General features: G+C 62.7%; 20 protein-coding genes and 1 tRNA gene. 13 read left to right on the top strand and 8 right to left on the bottom strand.

The window, feature by feature from the left end; all coding sequences use genetic code 11:
- The first annotated feature begins 16 nt into the window (after window positions 1–16).
- From ACJYUO_RS13175 to ACJYUO_RS13140, 8 genes are all read left to right on the top strand, one after another.
- Window positions 17–439 (top strand): universal stress protein, encoded by a 423-nt coding sequence (locus ACJYUO_RS13175; protein WP_494345814.1) that lies wholly within the window; start codon window positions 17–19, stop codon window positions 437–439.
- Window positions 440–537: 98 nt separating this feature from the next.
- The gene (locus ACJYUO_RS13170) at window positions 538–1,065 is read left to right on the top strand and encodes an SPW repeat domain-containing protein (protein ID WP_494345813.1); all 528 of its coding nucleotides are present in this window, start codon (window positions 538–540) and stop codon (window positions 1,063–1,065) included.
- 108 nt (window positions 1,066–1,173) lie between these two features.
- Window positions 1,174–2,433 carry a hypothetical protein gene (locus tag ACJYUO_RS13165; RefSeq protein ID WP_494345812.1) on the top strand — a complete coding sequence of 420 codons (1,260 nt, stop codon included), beginning with the start codon at window positions 1,174–1,176 and terminating at the stop codon, window positions 2,431–2,433.
- Window positions 2,430–3,434: a two pore domain potassium channel family protein gene (locus ACJYUO_RS13160; protein ID WP_494345811.1), complete on the top strand. Its 1,005-nt coding sequence runs from the start codon at window positions 2,430–2,432 to the stop codon at window positions 3,432–3,434. The genes ACJYUO_RS13165 and ACJYUO_RS13160 overlap by 4 nt, the downstream gene beginning before the upstream one ends.
- A 107-nt stretch (window positions 3,435–3,541) precedes the next feature.
- Complete coding sequence (locus ACJYUO_RS13155; RefSeq protein WP_494345810.1) at window positions 3,542–4,984, top strand: dihydrolipoyl dehydrogenase; 1,443 nt, start codon at window positions 3,542–3,544, stop codon at window positions 4,982–4,984.
- A gap of 141 nt (window positions 4,985–5,125) precedes the next feature.
- Window positions 5,126–5,482 carry a DsrE family protein gene (locus ACJYUO_RS13150; protein ID WP_494345809.1) on the top strand — a complete coding sequence of 119 codons (357 nt, stop codon included), beginning with the start codon at window positions 5,126–5,128 and terminating at the stop codon, window positions 5,480–5,482.
- A gap of 119 nt (window positions 5,483–5,601) precedes the next feature.
- Entirely contained in the window at window positions 5,602–8,082 is a 2,481-nt protein-coding gene (locus tag ACJYUO_RS13145; RefSeq protein WP_494345808.1) for a DNA topoisomerase VI subunit B, read from the top strand.
- The gene (locus ACJYUO_RS13140; RefSeq protein WP_494345807.1) at window positions 8,079–9,170 is read left to right on the top strand and encodes a DNA topoisomerase IV subunit A; all 1,092 of its coding nucleotides are present in this window, start codon (window positions 8,079–8,081) and stop codon (window positions 9,168–9,170) included. Before ACJYUO_RS13145 ends, ACJYUO_RS13140 begins: the two co-directional genes overlap by 4 nt.
- A 156-nt stretch (window positions 9,171–9,326) precedes the next feature.
- Here the strand turns inward: ACJYUO_RS13140 and ACJYUO_RS13135 are convergent, their stop codons facing one another.
- Window positions 9,327–10,682, bottom strand: a complete 1,356-nt coding sequence (locus tag ACJYUO_RS13135; RefSeq protein WP_494345806.1) for an Nramp family divalent metal transporter — start codon at window positions 10,680–10,682, stop codon at window positions 9,327–9,329.
- Window positions 10,683–10,980: 298 nt separating this feature from the next.
- Here ACJYUO_RS13135 and ACJYUO_RS13130 point away from each other — a divergent pair, with 298 nt between their 5' ends.
- Window positions 10,981–11,286 carry a hypothetical protein gene (locus ACJYUO_RS13130; RefSeq protein WP_494345805.1) on the top strand — a complete coding sequence of 102 codons (306 nt, stop codon included), beginning with the start codon at window positions 10,981–10,983 and terminating at the stop codon, window positions 11,284–11,286.
- 16 nt (window positions 11,287–11,302) lie between these two features.
- Here the strand turns inward: ACJYUO_RS13130 and ACJYUO_RS13125 are convergent, their stop codons facing one another.
- The 6 genes from ACJYUO_RS13125 to ACJYUO_RS13100 all read right to left on the bottom strand — a co-directional run bounded on the left by ACJYUO_RS13125 (window position 11,303) and on the right by ACJYUO_RS13100 (window position 16,480).
- Window positions 11,303–12,013 (bottom strand): MBL fold metallo-hydrolase, encoded by a 711-nt coding sequence (locus tag ACJYUO_RS13125; RefSeq protein ID WP_494345804.1) that lies wholly within the window; start codon window positions 12,011–12,013, stop codon window positions 11,303–11,305.
- Between the two features lie 120 nt (window positions 12,014–12,133).
- The gene (locus tag ACJYUO_RS13120; protein ID WP_494345803.1) at window positions 12,134–12,871 is read right to left on the bottom strand and encodes a fumarylacetoacetate hydrolase family protein; all 738 of its coding nucleotides are present in this window, start codon (window positions 12,869–12,871) and stop codon (window positions 12,134–12,136) included.
- 77 nt (window positions 12,872–12,948) lie between these two features.
- Window positions 12,949–13,797 (bottom strand): sugar phosphate isomerase/epimerase family protein, encoded by an 849-nt coding sequence (locus tag ACJYUO_RS13115; protein WP_494345802.1) that lies wholly within the window; start codon window positions 13,795–13,797, stop codon window positions 12,949–12,951.
- Window positions 13,798–13,864: 67 nt separating this feature from the next.
- Window positions 13,865–14,845 carry a UbiA family prenyltransferase gene (locus ACJYUO_RS13110; RefSeq protein WP_494345801.1) on the bottom strand — a complete coding sequence of 327 codons (981 nt, stop codon included), beginning with the start codon at window positions 14,843–14,845 and terminating at the stop codon, window positions 13,865–13,867.
- A 1-nt stretch (window position 14,846) separates the two neighbouring features.
- Complete coding sequence (locus ACJYUO_RS13105; RefSeq protein WP_494345800.1) at window positions 14,847–15,677, bottom strand: sugar phosphate isomerase/epimerase family protein; 831 nt, start codon at window positions 15,675–15,677, stop codon at window positions 14,847–14,849.
- 2 nt (window positions 15,678–15,679) lie between these two features.
- On the bottom strand, window positions 15,680–16,480 hold the full coding sequence (locus ACJYUO_RS13100; protein WP_494345799.1) for a TatD family hydrolase: 801 nt from the start codon (window positions 16,478–16,480) through the stop codon (window positions 15,680–15,682).
- A gap of 348 nt (window positions 16,481–16,828) precedes the next feature.
- Between ACJYUO_RS13100 and ACJYUO_RS13095 the strand changes: the two genes are divergently transcribed.
- From ACJYUO_RS13095 to ACJYUO_RS13085, 3 genes are all read left to right on the top strand, one after another.
- Window positions 16,829–18,220, top strand: coding sequence for an alkaline phosphatase family protein (locus tag ACJYUO_RS13095; protein WP_494345798.1), 1,392 nt, complete (start codon window positions 16,829–16,831; stop codon window positions 18,218–18,220).
- Between the two features lie 189 nt (window positions 18,221–18,409).
- A tRNA-Glu gene (locus tag ACJYUO_RS13090) sits at window positions 18,410–18,484 on the top strand.
- Between the two features lie 81 nt (window positions 18,485–18,565).
- Window positions 18,566–20,200: a DUF7845 domain-containing protein gene (locus tag ACJYUO_RS13085; protein WP_494345797.1), complete on the top strand. Its 1,635-nt coding sequence runs from the start codon at window positions 18,566–18,568 to the stop codon at window positions 20,198–20,200.
- Between the two features lie 186 nt (window positions 20,201–20,386).
- On the opposite strand, the gene ACJYUO_RS13080 is transcribed toward ACJYUO_RS13085, so the two are convergent.
- A complete protein-coding gene (locus ACJYUO_RS13080) occupies window positions 20,387–22,000 on the bottom strand; it encodes a hypothetical protein (RefSeq protein ID WP_494345796.1) in 1,614 nt (537 codons plus the stop codon).
- 485 nt (window positions 22,001–22,485) lie between these two features.
- Here ACJYUO_RS13080 and ACJYUO_RS13075 point away from each other — a divergent pair, with 485 nt between their 5' ends.
- A complete protein-coding gene (locus ACJYUO_RS13075; protein ID WP_494345795.1) occupies window positions 22,486–24,123 on the top strand; it encodes a hypothetical protein in 1,638 nt (545 codons plus the stop codon).
- The last annotated feature ends 68 nt before the right edge of the window (window positions 24,124–24,191 follow it).

The following is a 24,191-nucleotide window of genomic DNA, read 5'->3' as shown; positions in this document are numbered from 1 at the left end:
AGCGACGTTGACGACCATGGCACCGCGGATCCTCGTCCCGTTCGACGACTCCGACCCCGCCGACGACGCCCTCGTTCACGCCTTCGACCTCTTTCCCGACGGCGAGTTCGTCGTCCTGACCGCCGTCGACACCACCTCGCTCCCGTACATCCCGAACACCGCCGACCCCGACCCGGACGAGAACGAGGCGCTGTTCGGCGAAGCCGCCGACCGGCTCGAGGCGGCCGAGGAAATCGCCGCCGAGCACGGGATCGGGATCGAGACGCGGGCGAGGATCGGAACCCCGGCACAGGAGATCCTCGAGTACGCCAAAGCGCAGCCGGTCGATCACATCGTCATCGGCAGCCACGGCCGGTCTGGCGTTGCGCGGATCCTGTTGGGAAGCGTCGCCGAAGTGGTCGTCAGACACTCGCCGGTACCGGTCACCGTCGTTCGGTGAGGCTGCCGCGACGGGCGAGCCCCACCGGTCCCGCGGACCCTGCAAACACGGGCAGCGAACTCTTTGCGCCGAGGGGCCGACTGCGACTCGAGAGCACGATGAGCGAGTACGACGGCACGGAAAATCCCGAAACGCCGTGGCGGGGCGACGAGGACGGCGCGTCCGAGGACAACACCCGCGGCGACGAGGGACTGACTGGCGGGGACAGAACGCCGTTCGCACCGAACCCGGACGAACGAGGGAAACGGCCGTCGGCGGTCGCCGGCCTACTCGGGCTCGCGCTGGTCACACAGGCCGTCGCCCTCGACCTCGCCGCGGGCCAGTTCTTGAACGACGTGCTCGTCGGAGCAACGCTGTTCGTCGCCGGCGCGTACAACTACTACCGCCGGTCGAACGAGACGTTCGGGAGCCTCGGCGTCGCCGTTCTCGTCGCGCTCCTCGGGCTGTGGCTCGTCGCGTCGCCGTTCCTGTTCGGCGCGGGATCGGGCGTCGCCGAGATCGCCACCGGCCTCGGGTTCTGGTCCGACATCGTCGTCGGCCTGCTCGCGTTCGGGGTGGGGTCGTACGGTGTCTTCCGAATCCGCGAACGCCGCCGGGACGCGGACGTGCGGCGGACGGCGACCTGACGCGGCGACGGTTCGCAGAGCCGGTATCGGGGCGGCTCCTCTCGCGGACCGTGACTGTGGCATACTCCGGCAAAATCCACTTATTCCCCGTTCTGGTAGGGTGGTCCGATGCTTCCGCTCGTCGCGATAGTGCTCGCACTCGTCGTCGGCGCGGTGATTCTCGAGGTCGTGTCGTATCGAGCGCTCGAACGGATTCCCTCGGTCGCCACCGAGGAGTTTCCCGAGATCGACCGGGAGCTACTGGGGAAGTTCAGCAGCTTCGATCCCGAACTGGGCTGGTGTCCGCAGCCAAACCGGGAGAAACAGAAGGACACGGGCGACCACCTCCCCGGTGAGGAGGTCCGCAGCGTCGTCACCTACTCGACCGACGAGTACGCGAGCCGGGTCTGCCCGGCGAGAGAGCGCGATCCCGACGCCGACCTCACCGTCTCGACCTACGGCGACTCCTACTGTTTCTGCCGGGAGGTCGACAACGATGACACCTTTCAGCACTACCTCGCGCAGGAACTCGACACGCACGTCGCCAACTACGGCGGCGGCAACTACGGCCTTGATCAGGCGCTGATGCGGCTCAAACGCCAGTATCCCGACGATCCGACCGACCACGTCTTCATGGTCGTCACCGCCTCTTCGATCGCGCGCATCCTCTCGGTCTGGAAACACTATCAGGAGTTCGGCAATATCCTCGCGGTCAAACCCCGATACGTCCTCGAGGACGGCGACCTCGAGCGCATCGAGAGCCCCGTCGACGAGAAAGAGGAGTTGCTCGACCTCGAGTCGAAGGCAGACTTCCTCCGGGAGTACGACTTCCACTACGACCACTGGTTCAACCCCCATTTCGCGACGCGGCCCTACGCGGCCGATTTCCTCGAGAAGGACGAACACCTCCGGTACGCCGGGTATACGGCCGGAAAGGAACTCGAGCGCCGGCTCGGGCGGTCGATTCCGGGGATCGACTTCGATCTGGCCCAGACCCAATCTGCGCTGCGGCTCGAGCGGCCTCGCGTGCGATACCACGAGCGCCTGTTCGACAGCCACGAGAATCTCTTCGACGCGCTCATCGCGGAGTTCGTCGACTACGCCGACGAGCAGGATTTCGAGCCGATGTTCGTGATGGTCCAGCAGCTTCGGTACGCGACCTACGAGTCCGAACACGGCCCGATCTACGGCGACCTGATGGACCGGCTCGACGACCGGTACGACGAGCTGACGACGATCGACATGGCGACCCACCTCTCGCCCGCGGACGGCGACGTCGAGTCGCTGTACGTCGAGCGCGGGGAGGGCGGTCACTACAGTCCCGAGACCAACGCCGAGATCGCGCAAGTGCTCGCGGACGTCGTCGAGGAGCGAGCGGTCGTCGAATGAACCCGGTTTACCTCGTCGTCGGTATCGCCATCCTCGTCACCGCGATCGTCGACATCATCTGGACGACGCTGTGGGTCGACGGGGGCTCCGGGCCGGTTTCGGGCCGGCTCACGACCGCCGTCTGGAAGGGGCTCCGCGCCGCGACTGGGGACCGAGACCGCGCGCTCGGCCTCGCCGGGCCGCTCACTCTGACGCTCACGCTCGCGACGTGGATCGGCCTCATCTGGCTCGGCTGGACGATAATCTTCGCGAGCGATCCCTACGCCGTCGTCAACAGCCGCACCGGCGGTCCTGCAAACTGGTGGGGCCGGCTCTACTACGTCGCCTACACCATGTTCACCGACGGCAACGGGGATTACACCCCGGTGTACGGCGGCGACGTCTGGGAGATCGCCAGCGCGCTGACGACGGCTACCGGGATGGCCTTCGTCACCCTCGGCGTCTCCTACGTCCTGACCGTCCTCGGTGCCGTCTCGGACAAACGCTCCTTTGCCAGCACCGTCACCGGGCTCGGCGATCGCAGCGAAGCGTTCCTCCGGGCCGGCTGGAACGGGGAGGACTTCCGAGGCCTCGAGTTGACCGTCGAGACCCTCGCGGCGGACCTAAGCACCCTCGCCGAGCAGCACAAGTCCTATCCGATTCTGCACTACTACCACAGCGAGCAGGCCGATCGGGCCTCGGCCGTCGCCGTTCCGATCCTCGACGAGGCGCTCATGCTCTCCCGATACGCGCTCCCGGAGGGCGAGGGGCTCGACCCGGCGATCGTCGAGACCGGCCGCTCGAGTACCGAAAGCTACCTCGAGACGTTGGACGCGTCGTTCATCGACCCCGCGCCGTCGGTCCCGCGGGCACCGGACCTCGAGCGCCTGCGCGAAGACAATATCTCGACCCGCTCCGACGAGGCGTTCGCCGACGCGCTCGCCGATCTGACCGACCGGCGACGGCGGCTCCTCGGCGTGGTCGAGGCGGACGCGTGGGAGTGGCCGCCGGTCGAGGAGTAGTACAGGGGCAGCTCGCGGTAGTTCTCCGAGACCACCGGACGGGATTCCGCCCGGGCTCGGCAGAAACGCGGCCTGATATTCATGGCGTTCGGAGTCGTTTGCCACCCATGGAGGAGTACGACTTTCTCGTCATCGGCTCCGGATCGGGACTGGACGTGGCAAACGCGGCGGCGAATCAGGGGCAGTCGGTCGCAGTCGTCGAGAAGGGGCGACTCGGCGGGACCTGCCTCAACCGGGGCTGTATCCCCTCGAAGCAGCTGCTGTACCACGCCGACGTGCTGGAGACGATCGAACGGGCCGACGTGTTCCACATCGACACGACCGTCGAGGACGTAGCGTTTGCCGAAATCGTCCGCGAGGTCACCGCGGACGTTCACGGCAGTTCCGACGCGATCGAGCGCGGCCTCTCTTCGTCGGACCGCCACGACCTGTACCGAGCGGAGGGCCGGTTCGTCGACGAGCGGACGATCGAACTCGTCGGCGGCGACCACGACGGCGAGCGGCTCACCGCCGGCACCGTCCTCGTGGCGGCCGGGACCCGTCCGGCGATCCCGTCGATCGACGGCATCGAGTCCGTCGACTATCTCACCAGCCGGGAGGCGCTGCAACTCGAGTCCCCGCCGGATCACCTCGTGATCGTCGGCGGCGGCTACATCGCGGCCGAACTGGGCCACTTTTTCGGCACCTTCGGCAGCGACGTGTCGATCGTCGGCCGGCGGCCGAATCTGCTCCCCGACGCCGACGAGGAAGTAGCGGCCGAGTTCACCGAACGGTACGCGGACAGATTCGACCTGTACACCGGCTACGAGGCCACGGCGGCCGTACAGTCCGGGGGATCGATCACCATCGAGGCGCGGCCCTTTTCGGAGTCCGACGGCGACGCGGACGCGGAGACGACCGAGCCCGGCGAGACGGTCTCCGTCACCGGCGGCGAACTGCTCGTAGCGGCCGGCCGCGTCCCCAACACGGACACGCTGAACGTCGAGACCGCCGGTATCGAGACCGACGCGGCCGGATTCGTCGAGACCGACGAATACCTGCGGACGACCGCTGACGGCGTCTGGGCGCTCGGCGATATCGTCGGCGAGTACCTGCTGAAACACAACGCGAACCACGAGGCCCGAGCCGTCGCGCGAAACCGCTTCGGTGAGGCCCTCGAGCCGGTCGACTACTCCGCGATGCCCTTCGCCGTCTTCGCCTCGCCGGAGGTCGCCGGCGTCGGACTCACCGAGCAGGAACTGCGCGCAGACGGACGCGAGTACGCCAAACGAACCTCCCGCTACGAGGAGACCGCTCGCGGGAGCGCGATGAACGCCGAGGGGTTCGTCAAGTTGCTCATCGACCTCGAGGGCGAGATTCTGGGCTGTCACATCATCGGGCCGGCGGCCTCGGATCTGATTCAGGAGGTCGTCGTAGCCATGACGGCGGGTACCGGGACGGTTCGGGACGTTCGGGAGTCGGTCCACATCCACCCCGCGCTCTCGGAGGTCGTCCAGCGGGCGTTCTCCGGGGAGTTCACGCGCGGCGGGGGCCACGATCACAGCCACTGAGACGGCACCGCGAGTCTGCCCTCCCGACTCGACTCTCGAGACCGTTCGGGGCGTCGAACTATCGCGGCCGGCGACGGCTTTGCACCCGTTATGCACGACCGCAGGTTCCTTTTGTGACCCCGCGGCATACGACCGTTCGTAATGACGAACGCTGCGATTATCATTCTGGCAGGCACCGAGTCGCACAGCGACACCGGCCGTCTCGTCAACGGCCTCGAGGCGGCAAAGGAGTTCGCCGAGAACCCCGACGACGAACTCGAACTCATCTTCGACGGTGCCGGGACCCAGTGGATCCCGGAACTCGAGGACGAAGACCACGACTACCACGACCTCTATCAGTCCGTCAGCGACGAGGCGGCCGCCTGCGACTACTGTGCCGGCGCGTTCGGCGTCGGCGAAGCGGTCGACGATGCCGGTGTCGTCACGATCGACGACAACGGCGGCCATCCGAGCGTCCGCTCGCTGGTTGGCGACGACTACGAGATTATCACCTTCTGAGCCGGACCCTTCCCCGATCGCGGGTCGAATCGCCATCGAGCCATCGCGGACCCCGTTACGGATCCACTTTCACTCCGGTAGCACACAGCTTTTAGCCCCGCCGTTAGTATGGGAGGACGATGACGTCGTTCCAGTCGACACTCGGTGACGAGCCGGGGATCGCCGAGGAGCTGGCCGAGAGCCAGCAGTCGATCTCCATCGCCGAGTTCTTCGAGAAGAACAAGCACATGCTCGGCTTCGATAGCGGTGCTCGAGGCCTCGTCACGGCCGTCAAGGAGGCCGTCGACAACGCCTTAGACGCCGCCGAGGAGTCGGGAATTCTCCCGGATATCTACGTCGAGATTCAGGAAGCCGGCGACTACTACCGCCTGATCGTCGAGGACAATGGCCCGGGACTCACGAAAGAAACGCTCCCGAAAGTTTTCGGGAAACTGCTCTACGGCTCTCGCTTTCACGCACGCGAACAATCCCGCGGTCAGCAGGGGATCGGTATCTCTGCTGCAGTTCTGTACGCCCAGCTGACCAGCGGGAAACCCGCGAAGATCACCAGTCGGACGCAGGGCTCCGAGGAAGCCGAGTACTTCGAACTCATCGTCGATACCGACAGCAACGAGCCCGAGATCAGCGTCGAGGAGACGACCACGTGGGACCGCCCTCACGGCACCCGCATCGAACTCGAGATGGAGGCCAACATGCGCGCCCGCCAGCAACTCCACGACTACATCAAGCACACGGCGGTCGTCAATCCCCACGCCCGCCTCGAGTTGCGCGAACCGCAGGAACACTTCAAGTTCGAGCGCGCGACCGACCAGCTTCCCGAGGAGACCGAAGAGATCCGCCCTCACCCCCACGGCGTCGAACTCGGCACCGTGATGAAGATGCTCACCGCGACGGACTCCCAGACGGTCTCCGGGTTCGTCCAGGAGGAGTTCACCCGCGTCGGGAAGAAGACCGCCGACTCGATCATCGACGCGTTCCGCGACCGCCACTACGGCCGCGAGATGCGCTGGCGGCCACCCGCCTCTCACGAATCGATCGACCTCCACGCCGCGGTCGAGGACGCGACCGCGAACAAGGGTGCCGACGCGACGGCCGCGTTCGCCGACGCCATCGCCGACGCGGTCGCGGACGCCGATCGCATCGCCCACTTCGAACTGCGCGAGGCCGTCGAGTCGGCCGCCGAGGCGGTCGAGGACGACCACGGAACGACGTTCGGCGACACCGTTCGGGAAAACGCCGTCGAGGCCGTCTGGCTCGAGCTAATCGACGCCGCCGAGGCAGACGGTGACGCTGCAGCCGAGACGGCCGACGAAAGCGAGACGCCGACCGACGCCGACGGCGACTCGAGGCTCGTCGCCGACCTCTACGATCTCGCGGACGGCGCGACGAGCACCCGCAAGGACGACGAGGTCATCCACGCCTTCGCCGACCGGCTTGCGGGCAAGTTCGAGGATCCCGAGGACGTTCGCCACCGGTTCACCAACGAGGCTCTTCGAGAGTTCGTCGACCGGGCCGCGGACCTCACCGAGGAGTACGACGACGTCTCATTCGGCGAGACCGCCCGCGAGAACGTCACGGAAGCCATCTGGGACGTGATGGCCACCGTCCCGGACGACCCGCCGCTCGTCCGCGAACTCGACGGCGACCGCGACGCCACCAGCAACCTCGTTGACGCGATGCGCGCGACCGACATCATGGCACCGCCGACGCGGTGTCTCGCACCCATTTCGGAGGACCTGATCACCGCCGGCCTCGAGAAGGAGTTCGACGCCGACTTCTTCGCCTCGGCGACCCGCGACGCGGGTGTCTCCGGCGGCGATCCGTTCATCGTCGAGGCCGGGATCGCCTACGGCGGCGACCTGCCAGCCGAGGGCACCGGTGAGGTCATGCGCTTTGCAAATCGGGTCCCGCTGGTCTACCAGCGGGGTGCCTGTGCGACGACGGACGTAGTCAAGTCGATCGGCTGGCGCAACTACGGCCTCGACCAGCCCGGCGGCTCCGGCCTGCCCAACGGCCCGGTCGTGATCATGGTCCACGTCGCCTCGACGAACGTTCCCTTTACCAGCGAATCGAAAGACGCCGTCGCGAACGTCCCCGAAATCGAAGACGAGATCGAACTCGCGATCCGGGAGGCCGCACGCGACCTGAAGAGCTACCTCAACAAGCGCCGGTCGATGCAACAGCGCCGGAAGAAACAGAACGTCCTCGGGAAGATCCTCCCGGAGATGGCCGAGAAGGTCGCCGAAGTCACCGGCCGCGACGAACCCGACATCGACGACGCGATCGCTCGCATCATGAACAACGTCCTCGTCGAGCGAGAGGTGGCGGCAAACGGCAACGGACAGGCCGTCTCCGTCGTCGTCGAGAACAACTCGGGGACGAACGAGTCCCTCGAAATCACCGACATCGTCTCGGCCGAGCCCACCGATCTCTCCGACGGCGCGACCGTCGTCGAGATGGACGGCGAGTGGTTCGTCAAGTGGGAGCCCGAGGTGAAAAGCGACGACGAGGCGGCCCTCGAGTACGAGGTACCGGACGACGCGACGTTCGATCTGGATGTCAAAGGCGTCGAGAGCGAGAAGTTGACGGTGAAACAATGAGCGCAGACGATACCGAACAGGCACGAGAGCAGTTGATCGATCTCGCGGCGCAGTTCTACGATCAGTTCGAACTGGGCGAGATTCCACACATGTCCGTGCCGACACGGACGAAGAACAACATCGAGTACGACGAGGAGATGGACGTCTGGGTCTACGGCGACCGCGAGTCGACCCGGTCTGCCAACTCCGTCCGCGGCGCGCGGAAGCTCCTGAAGGCGATCTACACAATCGAGTTCCTCTCGGAACAACTCGAGGAGGACCGCTCGTCGACCCTGCGTGAACTCTACTACCTCTCGGAGAGCTGGGACAACGACGAGGCCCAATTCAACGATCAGGACGAGTCGAACAGCATGGTCGAGGACTTAGAGATCGTCTCGGGGGTCACCCGCGAGGACTTCCACATGCGCCCCGAGGAGTCGGGCGCGACGATCATGGGGCCGCTGTATCTGCGAGAGCAGACCCGCCGCGGTGAGCGGAAGATCCACTGTCAGGAAGACGTCGGCGAGGGCGGCTACCAGATTCCGAACAACCCCGACACGATCGACTTCCTGGACTGTGACGCCGACTTCATCCTCGCGGTGGAGACGGGTGGCATGCGCGACCGACTCGTCGAAAACGGCTTCGACGAGGAGTACAACGCGCTGATCGTCCACCTCAAGGGCCAGCCCGCACGGGCAACCCGCCGCATCACGAAGCGACTCCACGACGAACTCGACCTGCCGGTGACGGTGTTCACTGACGGGGACCCGTGGTCGTACCGCATCTACGGCTCCGTCGCCTACGGCTCGATCAAGTCCGCCCACCTCTCGGAGTACCTCGCGACGCCCGAGGCGGACTTCATCGGCATCCAGCCCGCCGATATCGTCGAGTACGAACTGCCGACCGATCCGCTGGCGGACTCCGACATCAACGCCTTGGAGAGCGAACTCGAGGACCCGCGCTTCCAGACCGACTACTGGGAGGAACAGATCGAACTCCAACTCGAACTCGGAAAGAAGTCCGAACAGCAGTCGCTGGCTTCTCACGGGCTCGACTTCGTGACGGATACGTATCTCCCTGAACGGCTCAGCGAGATGGGCGTCCTGTAGGCACCGCTTTCCTCGAGTCATGATCTTATCGTCCGCTCAATTGGGGAGCCGAGCGTCGCGCACCCGACTCGACTCCATCGATAGTCGAGAGACGAGAGCCGAAAGAATCGATCGCGGCGTCGACGGCCGCGAGTTCGGATCGAACGCGGTCGCCGACTACCCGATGAGTCCGAGTCGAACGGCCGCGCCCATCGCGCCGAAGACGAGCACGAGGACGAGGCTGACGACGTAGTAGGCGTGCCACGCTCGCGACGGGCGGAACGGCTCGGGGAGGTTCTTCTCGACGACGTACCAGTTCGCGGGGTAGAAGAAGATCTCCGTGACCGCGAGGAGGGCGGCGACGTAGAGCAACAGTGTCACCGGCACCTCGCCGAGTGCGAGGACCATCGCGCTGCTGCCGACGACGGCACCGAGGACGACGAGTTTCCGGACCCGCTCGCTGTCGATGTCGTCGTTTTCCAGCGCCATCGGCAGGATGTCGCCGGTGGCTCGGGCGGCGCCGTCGAGCAGCGTGATCACGGTCGAGTACAGCGCCGCGAACCCACCGATTAGCATGGCGTAGTACGACCACTCGCCGAAGGAGTCGCTCAGTACCGACCCGATCGCGACGGCGAGGTTCGCGTCCGTCGGCGGCTCGGGATAGAGGACGTTCGACGCGAGGACCACCATCGCCACGATCAGCAAGAAGCTAAAGACGTACCCGATATTGAAGTCGCGGCGGCCGGTTTGGATCCACGCCCGGATGTAGTCGTGGTGTTTCGGATCGTCGGGATCGAGCCCGCGTTCCTCGAGTTCGCTCGCGCCGTCGCCTTTCGCCATGCTCCAGCTGCCGATCAGGATGCTCGTACTGAATCCGGTCGGCGCGAAGCCGGCGGCGGCGGCGAACAGGCCGACGAAGACCGGCCCAGTCAGGTCGGGCACCGTAAAGGCCGTTTCGGCGACGATGTCGCCCGACGGCGGTCCGACGATCACGCCCACCAAGAGGATGACTCCCAGCGCGACGGTAAAGGCGATCAGCACCGTCTCGAGCAGGCTGTACCGCGAGAACGTGACGAGCAAGCCCGCCCCGCCGACGAGGGTGATGTACGCGGCGGTCGCGGTGAACCACTCGGGAGTCAACGCGGCGGCAAAGGCCGCGGTGTTCATCCCGACGCTGGCGGTGATGAACGTATACATGCCCGTAAAGACGAGGATCGTCACCCACAGCGCCCAGTTTTTGGGACCGGGAAGCTGGTCGTAGGCTTCGATCGGGTTCGCGCCGACGCCGTAGTTGTACCGGATGCCGAGTTCCCACGCCCCGTATTTTGCGACGTAGATGAGCCCGAACATCCAGATCGCCACGAGTCCGAAGCTGCCGCCGAGCGTGGGTGCCAGGACGATGTGGCTGCCGCCGATACTGATCAGCGCCCACAGCATCGACGGGCCGAAGTGTTCCTTGAAGAACCCGCGCCAGTCCCGCTCCGGGTACTCAAGGCTCGGCTCGGGAACCTCCGCGGCTTCCTCACCGGCCATCGTGATCACCGGCTGTGTGCGGTCTCGTCTCGAGGCCCGAGACCGTTCCAGTGGGCCGTCTCCGTTTCACTGTGGTAACGCCAGTCATGAGTGTCGGAGAATTCCCCACTGCGTACTTATATCGTGCGAATCGCGGGTATCTCTGTGAAATCCCTGTCATGACGGAAACGCTCGATGCGGGTGGCGGTCACACCTTGGCTGCGGGCACTGACCGTCTCGGTCGCGTTCTCGCTCGCCCTGTGTCTGCAGGTACAACCGGTACCCGTCTGCGAGGCCACTCACCGTCTAGAATAGTGACATGGCGGACGACAAAAACGACGAACGGCCGTTGCACAGCGACCCCGACGAGGGCGCGATAGACGAACCGACGACCTCCAACGCCCAAGAAGCCGACGAGGCCGCGTGGATGATGAAAGAGGGGATCACGGTCGGGTTGATCGCCATCGGTGCCATGATCCTCCTCGGGCTCGGCCTCTTGCAGGGGTCCGGTCTCGTCGACTTCTTCGCCCCGATCGCCGACTCCGGGTTCGGGCAGTGGATCGCACTCAGCGTGCTGGCACTGGCCGCAATCGCGCTCTTCGCCTGGTCTCGAGTCGGCGTGTGAGAACGGACCGATGTGCCTACTCGTCGAGGACGACCGGGACGCCGCGTCTCGCGACGTCGATCACGAACGCGTCGACATCGATTTCGCCCGCGTGGACGGGATCGTAGCGGACCGGCAAGACGAGATCGGGGCCGATGTCGGCGGCCAGCGACGCGGCCTCGTGGCGATCCATCGTGACCGTCCCATCGATCGGCGAGAGCAAGAGATCGGCGTCCATCTCCCGGTGAAACGGCAACACGTCGGTGTCGCCGGGCCAGAACGCGGTGATGCCGTCGACGGTGACGCCGAAGCCACAGCCCTGTCCCTCGGGGTGAGCCGCCCTTCCGTCCTCGTCCGTGTGCGGGCCGGTCGGATCGTTGTACGCCGGCGTCGTGAACAGATCGAGCGGCCCGAGGACGAACGATTCGTCGGCGCGGACGCGTTCGACCTCGAGCGGCAGTGCTTCCGGCCGTTCGTCGACACTACCGCTCTCGCTTGCAGCCGTCGCGACCGACTCGTGGACGACGACCAGCGCGTCCTCGCGGGCGACCCGCTCGATCGAGTCGGGATCGTAGTGGTGGTCGTGACTGACGAGAATTAGGTCTCCGTCTCGAGGGTCTTCATCCTCCAACACGCCGTCTCGACCCAGAACCGGGTCGACGTAGATGACCGCGCCGGTTTGGCCCTCGAGTCGGACGGCCGCGTTGCCCAACCAATCGATCGTCACGGCGTCGAAGCTGACGGTCATGCGTACTCGTTCTGCGAGCGAGCCGAAAAGTGTTCGACTCCCGGTCGGCTGTGACCTCGAGCGATCCGAGCGTCCGATCCGAGAGGGTCGGCCTCGAGGTGCCGGTTCGGGGTACCGATCTCAGGGAATTCGAACTGAGTGCTCGAGCGTGCCGACGCCGTCGATTTCGATCTCGACCTTGTCGCCGTCGGACAGCGGGCCGACGCCTTCGGGCGTGCCGGTCGCGATCACGTCGCCGGGCTCTAAGGTCAGATAGGTCGTGATCTCGGCGATCAGTTCCGGGATCGAGAAGATGAGTTGCTCGCGGGAGCCGTCCTGTTTGAGCTCGCCGTTGACGCGCGACGTGACGGCCGCGTCCTCGGGAACCTCGTCGGGCGTCGCGAGAACCGGGCCGAGCGGTGCGGCTCCGTCGAAGGCTTTCCCGCGAATCCAGTTCTGTTCCTGACGCTGATCGTCGCGGTTGGAGATGTCGTCGACGCAGGTAAAGCCCTCGACGACGTCCATCGCGTCAGATTCCGGCACGTGACGACACTGCTCGCCGATGACGACGCCGAGTTCGGCCTCGTAGTCGATCCGATCCTTGCCGGCGGGCGCGGTGACGGTGTCGCCGTGGCTCGCGACCGCGTTCGGCGGCTTCAGGAAGAGGAGCGGTCGGTCGGGGAGATCGGAGCCCATCTCGTCGGCGTGGTCGGCGTAGTTGCGGCCGATACAGACGATTTTCGACGGCTCAGACGGCGGGAGCACGTCGATTTCGTCGCTCTCGAGCGCGTAGCTCTCGTTCGCGAAGTGGACTGTGCCGTTCTCGTACTCGCCGCGACGGACCGCGCCGGCGGGGTCGCGGAAGCGGACGTATTTCACGCTCGGTGGAATGGTCGCAGGGGGTAAAAAGCATTGAGGAGGCGGCCGGCTCGAGGGTGTTCTCGACCGGCGGCGGGCTACGGGTCCCTCTCGAGTTCCGCCATCGCCTCCCGCGCCGCGCGGTCGGGTTCGTCGGGGTAGGTGTAGAGTTCCAGCGTGGCAAAGCCGTCGTACTCGACGTCCGCGAGCGCGTCGAAGATCGCCCCGAAGTCGAGGTCGCCCTCGCCGGGGATCCGGTGGTAGTGTTTCCCACGGCAGCCGCCCGCGATGTCCTCGAGGTGGATGCCCGTGATGGAGCCGGCGCTGGCGCGGATGCTCTCGGGGACGTCCTCGCCGTAGACGGCCGCGTGGCCGATATCGAGGTTGATCCCGAGGGTGTCGCGACCGATCTCGTCGAGCAACTCGAGCGCTTCGTGGGTGTTCTCGATCAGCAGTTCCGGTTCGTACTCGATGCCGACTTCGACGCCGCGGGGGTCGGCGTAGTCGAGGATCTCGTGGAGCGAGTCACGGAGGTACTCGCGGGCCGCCTCGGGCGGCGTCCCCGGAAGCGGACGGCCGGTCGCCAGACAGACGGCCGGCGAGCCGACGGCCTCGGCGAGGTCGATCGCCCGCTTCGTGTACTCGATGCGCCACTCGCGGGCCGCGTCGTCGGCTCGAACGATGCTCGGCTCGAAGAAGGCCGACGGCGGCGCGTCGTCGTAGTAGCCCATCGCCGTGTTCGCGTTGACGTTCGAGACGGCGAGCCCGGTTTCGGACAGGGCCTCGAGGAGCGCCTCGCGGTCGCCGTCGCCGAACTCCGGAAAGTAGGCGTGGGGGGCGTCGCCGAGCAGTTCGACGCCGGCGTAGCCGTGGTCGGCGATACGGCGAACCGCCTCCGGGAGGGTGTGGCGCGCGTACGCGTTCGTCGAAAAAGCGAGTGTGACCATCGATCTGCGTGTCGTACGGCGGAGCGCCACTAATTCGTTGGCCCGTCACATTCGAGGGGCGACCGGATCAGGTCACGTCGAAGGCACGCGAGAGGCCGACCGCCGGGACGAGGAACACGCCGGCGGCGACCGCCCAGCGGAGTCCGGTCGCGGCGGCGAAGGCCGCGTCGAGCAAGACGAGGCCGAGTATACAGGCCCCGACCGCCGGCCCGACGGTGCTCGGTACCGGCTCGGCGCGTGCGGCTCGCAGGGGCCGGCCGACCCACCAGCAGAACGCGGCGACGAACGCGAGGGCGACGACGGTCTCGAGCCCCGACGGGCCGACAGTCACGAGATACCAGCCGACGGCGAGCACCGCCGCGATCGCGCCCGCGGCGGCGACCCCGACAGCGCTCCGGTTTCCGCCCTCGGTCTCTCGAGCGGCCATGAACGTGACCGCGGCGATGTAGCCGGTGACGACCGCGGGGACGGCGAGTAATCGGGTCGGAGACTCGAGGAGCACGCTGCCGGCCGCGGTCGTCCCGAGGACGACGTTCAGCCCGCGCGTCGCCCCCATCGCGAGGAAGCCGGCGGCGGTCCCCTTCAGGAGGCCGTCGTAGGCGACGATCGCGAGGGCGATCGATCCGGCGGCGACGGCAGCCGGCCCGCCCGCGACGACGCCGGCGAGGACGACAGCGACGAGCAGCAACCCGACCCCCAGCGCGAACGCGGTTCGCCGCGAGACGCGGCCGGACGGAATCGGCCGTTCGGGCCGTTCGCGCGCGTCGATCGGTGCGTCGAACGCGTCGTTGAGCGTCGTGCCGGCGGCGTAGAGGAGGACCGAGCAGCCCGCGAGTCCGCCAACCGTACCCGGCTGCGGATCGGAGCCGACGGCGGCCACGAGCGCGGCTCCGAGGATCACGTCCGGCGGCGCGGTAAAGAGGTTCGGGACGCGGATCAGCGCCGCGTACGTGCCGACGGTGGCCCGCAGACCGGCGTCCGCGTCGGGCTCCCCGAGGGCGTCCGACTCGCCGTTTCCGTCGGTTCCCGACCGGACGCCGCCGGCCACCCTACGCCCACCCGCGTTCCTCGAGGTAGTCCATCGCCTCCCGCGCAGTCTCGATCGGCGTCTCCTCGTAGGGGTAGAGTTCGACGGTGACGAAGCCGTCGTAGCCGCGGTTCTCGAGTTCGTCGAGGAAGGCGTCGATCTCCATCGCCCCGTCGCCGAGTTGCGTGTGTTCGTGGGTCCGATCGGCCGGGATGTCCTCGAGGTGGTAGTGGGCCGTGTGCTCCCAGAGCGGCTCGACCAGTTCGGCGGGGTCCTCGCCGACCGCGTAGAAGTGGCCGGCGTCGAAGTTACACTTCACGCACGGGGAGTCGATCCGCTCGAGCAGTTCGAGGAACTCCTCGCCGGTCTCGATCAGCAGGTCGGGTTCGGGTTCGACGAGCAGGTCGACGCCGAGTTCCTCCGCCGTGGGGATGACTTGCTCGAGACTGCCGACGAAGGTGTCGAGCGCCCACTCGCGCGATTTTTCCTCGGGGATCGGGCCGCCGGGTTCGATCGAGATGTAGTCGTGACCGAGATCGGCCGCGGTCTCGAGCGCCGCGAGGGTGTAGTCGATTCGCCGCTGTCGGTACTCCTCGTCGGGTTCGATGTAGGAGGGGTGGTGAAAACCCTCGATGGCGGTCAGCATGAACGCGTTGGCGTTGCTGATGGAGATCCCGTGTCGTTCGAGGACTTCTTCGACGCGCTCGCGTTCCTCGTCGGTGGCGTCGGGCGGGTACAGGTGCGGTTCGTCGAGCAGGATCTCGACGCCGTCGTAGCCCGCGTCGGCGATCGACTCGATGGCGTCCTCGAGTTGGTACTCCCGAAACGCGTTGGTGGAGAAGCCAAACTGCATCGTCAGGCCTCGTAGTCGAAGTTCGGCGACTGGTCGAAGAACTCGTAGGGGTTCTCGAAGACGACTTTCCGCACGTCCTCGCGGTCCCAGCCCCGGTCGAGCATCGTATCGCGGGCCTTCGGCACCGCGAGCGGATCGGAGGGATCCCAGTCGGCCGCGCTATTGAAGATCATGTTGTCGGTGCCGTACTCCTCGAGCAGGTCGATCGCCGACTCGGCCTCGATCTTGCCCGGATAGAGCGTGAAGCCGATCCAGCAGTCGGTCCGCGTCGAAACGTCGATCGTGTTCTCGGTGTTGTGATCGATGATGATCCGCTCTTGGGTGACGCCCATCTCCTCGATAATGTCGACGATGCGCTCGGTTCCGGACGGCTTGTCCGTATGCGGCGTGTGGACGATAACCGGGAGTTCGCGTTCTTCTGCGATCTCGAGCTGGCGGCGGAACGCCCACTCCTCGTCGTCGGTGACCTGATCGAAGCCGATCTCGCCGACACCGACGACGGGGTCGCGGTCGAGATACTCCGGAATCCGGTCGACGACCTTTTCGGCCATGTCGCGGTAATTGGCTTCCTTGGGCTCTAAGCCGATCGTGACGTAATGGTCCATGCCGGCGGCTCGCTCGGCTCGGTCGGTCTCGTGGTCGATGATCTGCTCGAAGTAGTCGAAGAACGAACCCGCGTTGTGTTTGTCCTGCCCGCTCCAGAACGCGGGCTCGATATAGCACTCGATGCCGGCCCGTCGCGCTCGTCGGTAGTCCTCGGCCGAGCGCGAGACCATATGCATGTGCGGGTCGATAAGTCGCATACCGGCCGTGCCACGAGCGACCGGTTTGGTGCTGTGATCGTTCGATCGGCAAACGCGAGGTTGCGAACGGCGAATTGGCTGCTTCTACGGCCGGGATACGGTGTTACAAGCGACTAACACCGGATTACTCCCGCTACGCGAGTCATAACGAAAGCCGTCCGGACCGCACCATCGCGGGAATGACTGCACGAACGAGCGACGGCCGCGACGGCAGTCCCCCGGTCGGGATCGACGAGCACGACTTCTCCCGGCACCCGGGCCGCCCGACCGACTGCGCCGAACAGCACCGCTGATGCGTCTGACCGCTCCGTTCGATCGCACGACTACGACATCCGATTCCGAAATCCGATGACAGACCCCATCGTTCCCGAGACGACCGACAGCGTCGGCCGCGTGATCGTCCTCGATATCGTCGGCCTCCAGCCACAGCACATCGACGCCGAGCGAACGCCAACCCTCGAGTCACACTTCCCGTCCGAATCGGTGACCGACCTCCGCCCGCCGTTCCCCGCGGTGACGGTGCCCGCCCAGACGACGCTGGCAACCGGACTCGGTCCCGCCGAGCACGGCGACGTCTCGAGCGGCGAGTACGATCGCGAACGCGAGACGGCGGCGTTCTGGGAGCGCGACCGCGACGGTCGGGACCGCATCTGGGAAACGGCCGGCGAGGAGACGGGGTTGACCACCGGCGTCCTGAACTTCCAGCACCTGATCGGGACCAGCGCCGACGTCGCGCTCACGCCCTCGCCGATCGAGGACGAGGACAACACCATGCTCGAGATGGACTGCTGGACCAACCCGGACGGCTTCTACGACGACCTCCGGGACGAATTGGACCACTTCCCGCTGCACAACTACTGGGGGCCCGGTGCGAACGAGGCGGGGAGCCGCTGGATTCTCTCGGCCGCGAGCGAGGCGATCGAGCGGTTCGATCCCGACCTGCTCTGGGTCTACGTCCCGCATCTGGACTACGTCGGCCAGAGCAACGGCCCCGGAAGCGACGCGTTCGACGAGGAACTCGCGGTCGTCGACGACCTCCTCGCGGACTTCCTCGCCGACCTGTCCGGGACCGACCGCTGGGACGAGACCCTCCTCACCCTCGTCAGCGAGTACGGCTTCCACGACGTGGATCGACCGGCGTTCCCCAACCGCGCGCTCCGCGAAGCCGGGCTGCTCGAGACGGACGAGGACGGCGATGTCGACATCCCCGGTTCGGACGCGTTCGCCATGGTCGACCACCAAATCGCACACGTCTACGCCGACCCGGGCTCGGCGGCCGACGCCCGCGACGCGCTCGAGGGACTCGAGGGAATCGACGCCGTACTCGAGGGCTCGGGCAAGGCCGAGTACGGAATCGATCACCCCCACGCGGGTGAGATCGTCCTCGTGGCGGATCGGGACGCGTGGTTCCAGTACTACTGGTGGGACGATCGCGCGGCCGCGCCCCCGTACGCGACCGAGATGGACATCCACAAGAAGCCGGGCTTTGACCCCTGCGAACTGTTCTTCGGCGACGAGGGACTCGTCTCGCTCGACACCGCGAAGGTCGGCGGCTCCCACGGCCGCGTCGACGAGTCGGCGTTCGGCGCGTTCGGCCTCGGCGGCCCGGCCGCGCCCGCACTCGAGGGCGACGAGCCGGTCGACGCGACCGACGTGACGCCGACGATCGCGGATCTGCTCGGACTCGAGGGCGATCTCTCGATGGACTTCGACGGCGCGTCGCTTCGGCAGGGTGACTGAGCGGGAGACGTGGACGGCGTTCTCGAGGCGACGACAGTGTTTGTTGTCGGCAGAACGAGGGGTGCAACGTGCGTGATATGATGCCATTGCCGCCGCGGAACGGAACGCTTTTCATTAGGCCTCAGCAAGAAAGAGTTGCGAGACGCGCTCCGCTGGTTCGCTGAACACAGTGGTGCGGGGACCGTGTGAGCTCCGTTGGTGTAGTCCGGCCAATCATTTCGGCCTTTCGAGCCGATGACCTGGGTTCAAATCCCAGACGGAGCATACCCTTCTGGGTTTAGATGCCCAAACGACCTTCGATAGCAACCGGTCTCTCTACGACCGCGATTTCGGAGGTGAGTGCGGGTGCAACTGATCGAGACCGCACCCCACGAGTTCGCGGCACACTTCCTCTTTGCCGAGCACGGTCTCGATCCGTTCTTCGCGTGCGATAGCCGGATCAAGGACGGCGACGGGAGTCAACACGCCGAGTTCGAATTCGAGGGTGAGCCGTGGCACGCGACGCTATCCTATCGTGACTCCGGGCTCGAGCATCCAGGCGACCAGCTCCCGACGGGAACCGAGTTCCGACTCGCGGAGATGCGCGAATTCGAACTCAGCGTAGAGAGCGGCGACGATGTTGTTGGTGAACGGTCGTTCCACACTCATATCGCTCCGCGCTGGCAGGGAATGCGGAGCAAGGGCGGTGGGACGATCTCCATGCCCGACGATCTTGAGGAAGGGGTGAACCTCCACGTTCAGGGGTCGAATATCGAATTCGATCGCTATCAACCGCTGATCCAGCGGGCGATGCGTGCAGTCGGAATCAATAGCCGATACTTCGACAAGCTGCACGAGTTTTCGACGATCCTCGATGCCGAGCGATACGTGCGCATCGACAAGAACGAAAGCGGCCCAGTGCATGCTCGAGACGGTCCGATAGCCCAACTGGGTCACCTGCTCGAGAACGACCGCACGGGGCGACGCAAACTAGTTCAGTACGACAGCGATGAACATGCTCGAGATCGCCCCGGATACTATCACACGGCGACTCTCGGCCCACGACGTGTCCGTGAGGCGTTTCCATCGCACGAGCTACCGAAGGAGGTGAAGCACTACTACGCGCAGCAGGCGGTGAGCCTGGACAACAATCGGTCGATCGCGCATCCGAAAGTCGGTGTGTCCTACCAACGATCGTTCTGGAAGGAGCAACTCGATGCGTCCCCAGCCGATCTCGAACGTCTCAATCGTGAACTCGAGGAGACGCTTCTCAGCGTTCTCGCGGAAGCGGGCCTTCCACTTCGATCGGGGGCTGGAACCTACGTCGACGATGCATACTTCGTGGCCGAGGACTCCGACCGCGACCGCGATATCATCGAACTCGACTTCACGCAAATCAAGCACCGTCAAGAGTCGGTCGTCATCAAGCACCTCGCGGACGGCATCGCCCCGACGGCGTGGGAATCCCTCGAGGTTCTCGTCACGGACGGTGGCGAGGTGAGTCCACAGGATATCGCTGACGAGACGGGCCGCCATCCAGGGAGTGTCCGTAGGGCCCTAAACAGAATTCCGGAGCTGGTCGAGCGGGAGTATGGACGGGTCTCTCTTCGATCGAAGTACATCGCGGATCTCGTCCACGACGCAGTGAAAGAAGCCAAGGAAGCAACGAGACGAGCTGCGGAAGCCGGTGCCAAGGCGATCGAAGCGGCCGAACGCGGACTCGATCAATCGACGAGCGCGTTCATCGCATGGGCTGCAAAACACGATATCGATGTCCGAGACCGGGATGGAGAGGAGCTGCGACTGGAGTTCGGTGTCGTAGACGATATCAAGCGAAAGATCCGAGAAGGCTACGAGTTGTGGACTGCTGCCGATATGCCCGAGGACCGGTACCGGATGGCCAAGATCCAATACGAGAAGGAGATCGACTCTGGTCTCCGGTCGATCGATAAGACTGAGACGAAATCATTTGTCTCAGTGGCGTGGCACCACCTCGGCTGAACCCGCCTCGGTAGTGGCAACACTATCTAGCGCGGCGATTTCGCAGCAAACTCTGCTTCTTTCTGTATAGCTCGGTGTTCCACCCCCCAGGGGTACGGCACGGGAAGGCAGGAATGTGTTTTGCTGAAGTCCCCCTTAGGGACACACCTAAGATAGAATCTAGCGATGACCGTTAATTTTCATCTGTTATCCGATTTGTTTGACTTTCTCAATTACCGAGGAACTTCCAGCACCATCTCTCAATTTCACAGTAACTCTCATTCCGTTTTCTAATTGAGCTAACTCTTTCTTCTCTTCTTCATCTATCTCCGCATCGGGGAGATGGCAAGTGAATTTATTATCAGGGCCAGGACTAACTTCAGACAGATATAATGTTCCATGAATATCCCCGGCACCCTCAACTACCATTAGTCGTTTTGTTTTTTCTGCTTCTCTAACCTTATTCCTTCTCTCCTGCTTCTCAGTTTCGTACTTAGCGGACGAAATTGCATTCTTTGCTCTCTCAGTTATAGTATATCTCTTTGGAGTCTGTATGAAAGATATGCGTCCGATCTCGTCTGTATTGAATCCCGACTTTTCTAATGCAGTAATACTCGCATTCAAACGATCTATCTTCTCACTATCATCCGTGTCAGACAAGAATTGCTCAACAGAGTCTGTCGTTATCTTCAGTTCATGAGCCAGTGCTCTTTTTGCATCCTCATTTTCATTCACTTTCTCCAGTAGCCTGTCAATTTCCTCCTGAGCCTCCTCATCTACTGAATGGATGATTTCGGCTGTTCTTTCATTGAGCGCAACCACCTGACGAATGCCAGTCTCGCTCAATAAACCACTTTTAACCAGACGCTGGATTATAGATGGTGTAAGTGCAATATCCGTATCTTCTAATGCGGATTCTGCGTCATCGTACCTGAATTGTTCCTCACCAAAGATCTCATAAAGGGCTAAGAGCAGACGCGCTCGAATCTTTGGGATCCCTTCTATACCTGTCAGTATATCTGATGTTTTGTCTACCTCTTCAATTTGGCTTTCAGAGATCGTCCTCGAAGAAGTAGATGTAATTTCGCCTTCTTCCTCTTTCTCCTGCTCTTCGATCCTATCAAGCAAATAACTAGTAAGATATATTGATAAAGATGCAGATCCAATACGAGCAGACATGTCCACTGCTCTCTTCACCATAGATGAATTCATTCTTTCCTTTAAATCAAAAGGGGAGCTTATTTTCGACCAAGCCAGACGGGGCACAATTATATTACTCTGGCCAGATATTATAATATAAATAACCAGAACAATTGCGATTCCGGTCTGTAAACTCATATAGTCTTCTGGTGTACCAGACTCAGCAATCGCAAATATCAGGAAAAGAATAGAACTAAGAGAGAATCCAATTGCTATAGATAATAGACCAGTCAGCTCATCAGTTTCTTCTTCGTACTCCTTCTTTCCATCTGCAATATCTTGTTTAAGAGTACTCCGGCCATATCCATTAGAGATAGCATCTTCTAGAGGGGAGAACTGATCTATTGAACTTGATCTCGTTCGCCGAAAAACGTATGTTAACGAGATGACTGCCAATGCCCAGAATCCCAATCCGAACTTGCCGAAATCCGATAAGACAACAGTACTAATTTTCTCGATACCTCCTTCCAAGGTAGAGAATATCGGTGTGAAAAGACCCAGAACTAAGAGGTTGATTTTTATAAGTTCAATAGAATTATTAGCGAGATCCTCCAATCTGCCTGCTCTATGATCTAAAAGGACATCGGTTTCACCACTTAACTCATCCTTCGCGCTTCCCATTGAGTAGTATATAAAATTGGATAGTGTGTTTCAATAATAGTTTCTACTTACCTTTTCCTCAATGTTCATCACCTATCATATCCTTCCGGAAAAGAGCAGGTCGACATTCACAGGATAGTTATCGTGTCCGGTTTGCAGAGATCTCGGACAATAATCACCAAAGGTCTGGATTATTCAACGGTACTCAAGGACAAAAACGGATAATTCTGTCCGACTTTCCCCGAATTCTCGGACACTCCTACGAATGCAGCATCGGGGTCAGTGGTATCCCTTGAGGTGTTAGCAGCTGGCAGTTCCTCAGTCCAGGAGCCTGTCGTGGGTGTCAACTGGGTCGGCTGCCCGAGGGACGAACCGACCATCTGTAATCTTCTTCGCCACCTCGTGGGTGTCGATGTCGTGCCGTCAGATACTCAAACGCACTCTATGGCGCGGAGAAGTTCGTGCTTCCGAAAAGTAAAGAATGGGAGGTTGTCTTGATGTAGTAAATGGACCCCATTGAAGACGCCCTCGATAAAGCCAATACCTCCGCTAGCGATGATTTCGGTTTCCGGTCAGCCTTACATACATTGAAGCGGCAAATCGATGGGGAAATCCAGAATGAACTTCTCTACAATATCGCTCTTCTCGAATCCACCGACGCCGAACACCCGTTACTGGAAGCACTTCGAGGCTACCAACGTTGGGAGAACGAGCAAGACTACGAGAACGGAGCAGAGTACGCCTTGAAGAACTACGAAGAAGGAATCGACCAGACCCTTGATGACTGCTGGTTTCACGTAGCGAGCTGGTCCCTCGCCGCGTACATCGATCTCGCCGACTCATTGAACCACGAAGACCGATTACAGCAGGCCGTCGACGACGCTATCGAGTTGATCGAAGAGCAGTATTCAGAGTTCGATACAGACGAGGGGAGTGCGGGACGCATCTTGGATGCAATCTCGGAAGCGGACCTTCGATCGATTGATTCAGCAACGCTTGATCGACTTGTCGAGTTCACTTGGACTCGTGCGGAGTACACCAACAAGCAACACAACTACCATGCGCAGCGGAATTACCTCCATCGTATCCGTCAAATCCAGGAACAGAGGGACGAATCCATCGAAGATGTCCAAGAGGGACTAATTGAGTCCTATGAGGACGAGATTGAGTTCCAGAAGACGAGAGGTCACTTAGTGACTGCAACGACGATAGAGGGAGCACTGAAAGAGTGTGAGTCGTTTGCCGATGAGGATACACTCAATCGATGGCGGCTTGGAAAACGCAAGGAGAACCGAAAGGGAATCGAACAGGAGATGGAGCCCGTTGGTAGTGAGGTCCCTGATGAAATTATTGAGAATTTCACTTCTACCGCGAACACGTTGGTCGAAAACTTCGAAAATGCTGCCAACGAGTTCTCACCCGAACAAGCGTTCTTGGGTCTCGTGAAAGTCCCTGTCTTTCTTCCTCACCTCGATGACGAACCCTCTGACTCTGGGTCGCAGCCCGAAGAAAAGGCAGAAGGGGAGAATTTGTTTCCAACGGCTTCGCTTACCGAGATCTTCCCACGGCGGTATATGACTCATGAGGGAGACTCGGTCTCCAGCGAAACGTCAGATATTGATGTTCCCGATTGGTATTCCGCTGAGGCAAGATTATCGGTCGGACTGACTGCACGGGTGTTGTATAAACTCATCAATCAAGGGTTGATCAAGGAGCATAACTTCTTCACATTGCTTGAATCGATTGACGGGGCAACTGTCGATGACAAAGCCTTCCTGACGGATTTCATCATCGCGTTCTTCGAGAACCGGCATGCAGAGGCGGTCCATCTCGGGATGTCCCGTCTCGAGGGAGCAATAAAACACCAGCTGGAGGCCTCGGGCACTGCGATTACTGCGTCCATTCGCGGCGAAGATCTTCCGAAGACGTTTGGTGGATTGATGAATCGGTTGGACGGGTTGCTAGACGAGGAGTATGTGACGTTTCTACGGTTCAGATACCACGACGCTACTGGGGGGGCGCTGCGGAATCGTACTGCGCACGGTGAACTCCGGTACAAGGAGGCTCACTACGATTTCTCGGCGTCCCTGCTTGTGGAGATCTTCCGGAGTGCGGTGTATATCAGCGAATTAGACCAAGAGTAGTTATCCGTAATGAGGAAAGCCACTACGTGTCGGAACAGAGGCAGCAATTCGTGGATTGTATGGATACT

It is taken from the genome of Natrinema sp. CRL1 (assembly GCF_059162405.1).
The sequence above is the reverse complement of the archived record's forward strand: the minus strand, read 5'-3'. Positions and strand labels throughout refer to the sequence as shown.

Coding starts and splice junctions, on each gene's coding strand:
- ACJYUO_RS13175 (WP_494345814.1), top strand. CDS start 17: ATGGCACCGCGGATCCTCGTCCCGTTCGACGACTCCGACCCCGCCGAC.
- ACJYUO_RS13170 (WP_494345813.1), top strand. CDS start 538: ATGAGCGAGTACGACGGCACGGAAAATCCCGAAACGCCGTGGCGGGGC.
- ACJYUO_RS13165 (WP_494345812.1), top strand. CDS start 1,174: ATGCTTCCGCTCGTCGCGATAGTGCTCGCACTCGTCGTCGGCGCGGTG.
- ACJYUO_RS13160 (WP_494345811.1), top strand. CDS start 2,430: ATGAACCCGGTTTACCTCGTCGTCGGTATCGCCATCCTCGTCACCGCG.
- ACJYUO_RS13155 (WP_494345810.1), top strand. CDS start 3,542: ATGGAGGAGTACGACTTTCTCGTCATCGGCTCCGGATCGGGACTGGAC.
- ACJYUO_RS13150 (WP_494345809.1), top strand. CDS start 5,126: ATGACGAACGCTGCGATTATCATTCTGGCAGGCACCGAGTCGCACAGC.
- ACJYUO_RS13145 (WP_494345808.1), top strand. CDS start 5,602: ATGACGTCGTTCCAGTCGACACTCGGTGACGAGCCGGGGATCGCCGAG.
- ACJYUO_RS13140 (WP_494345807.1), top strand. CDS start 8,079: ATGAGCGCAGACGATACCGAACAGGCACGAGAGCAGTTGATCGATCTC.
- ACJYUO_RS13135 (WP_494345806.1), bottom strand. CDS start 10,682: ATGGCCGGTGAGGAAGCCGCGGAGGTTCCCGAGCCGAGCCTTGAGTAC.
- ACJYUO_RS13130 (WP_494345805.1), top strand. CDS start 10,981: ATGGCGGACGACAAAAACGACGAACGGCCGTTGCACAGCGACCCCGAC.
- ACJYUO_RS13125 (WP_494345804.1), bottom strand. CDS start 12,013: ATGACCGTCAGCTTCGACGCCGTGACGATCGATTGGTTGGGCAACGCG.
- ACJYUO_RS13115 (WP_494345802.1), bottom strand. CDS start 13,797: ATGGTCACACTCGCTTTTTCGACGAACGCGTACGCGCGCCACACCCTC.
- ACJYUO_RS13105 (WP_494345800.1), bottom strand. CDS start 15,677: ATGCAGTTTGGCTTCTCCACCAACGCGTTTCGGGAGTACCAACTCGAG.
- ACJYUO_RS13100 (WP_494345799.1), bottom strand. CDS start 16,480: ATGCGACTTATCGACCCGCACATGCATATGGTCTCGCGCTCGGCCGAG.
- ACJYUO_RS13095 (WP_494345798.1), top strand. CDS start 16,829: ATGACAGACCCCATCGTTCCCGAGACGACCGACAGCGTCGGCCGCGTG.
- ACJYUO_RS13080 (WP_494345796.1), bottom strand. CDS start 22,000: ATGGGAAGCGCGAAGGATGAGTTAAGTGGTGAAACCGATGTCCTTTTA.
- ACJYUO_RS13075 (WP_494345795.1), top strand. CDS start 22,486: ATGGACCCCATTGAAGACGCCCTCGATAAAGCCAATACCTCCGCTAGC.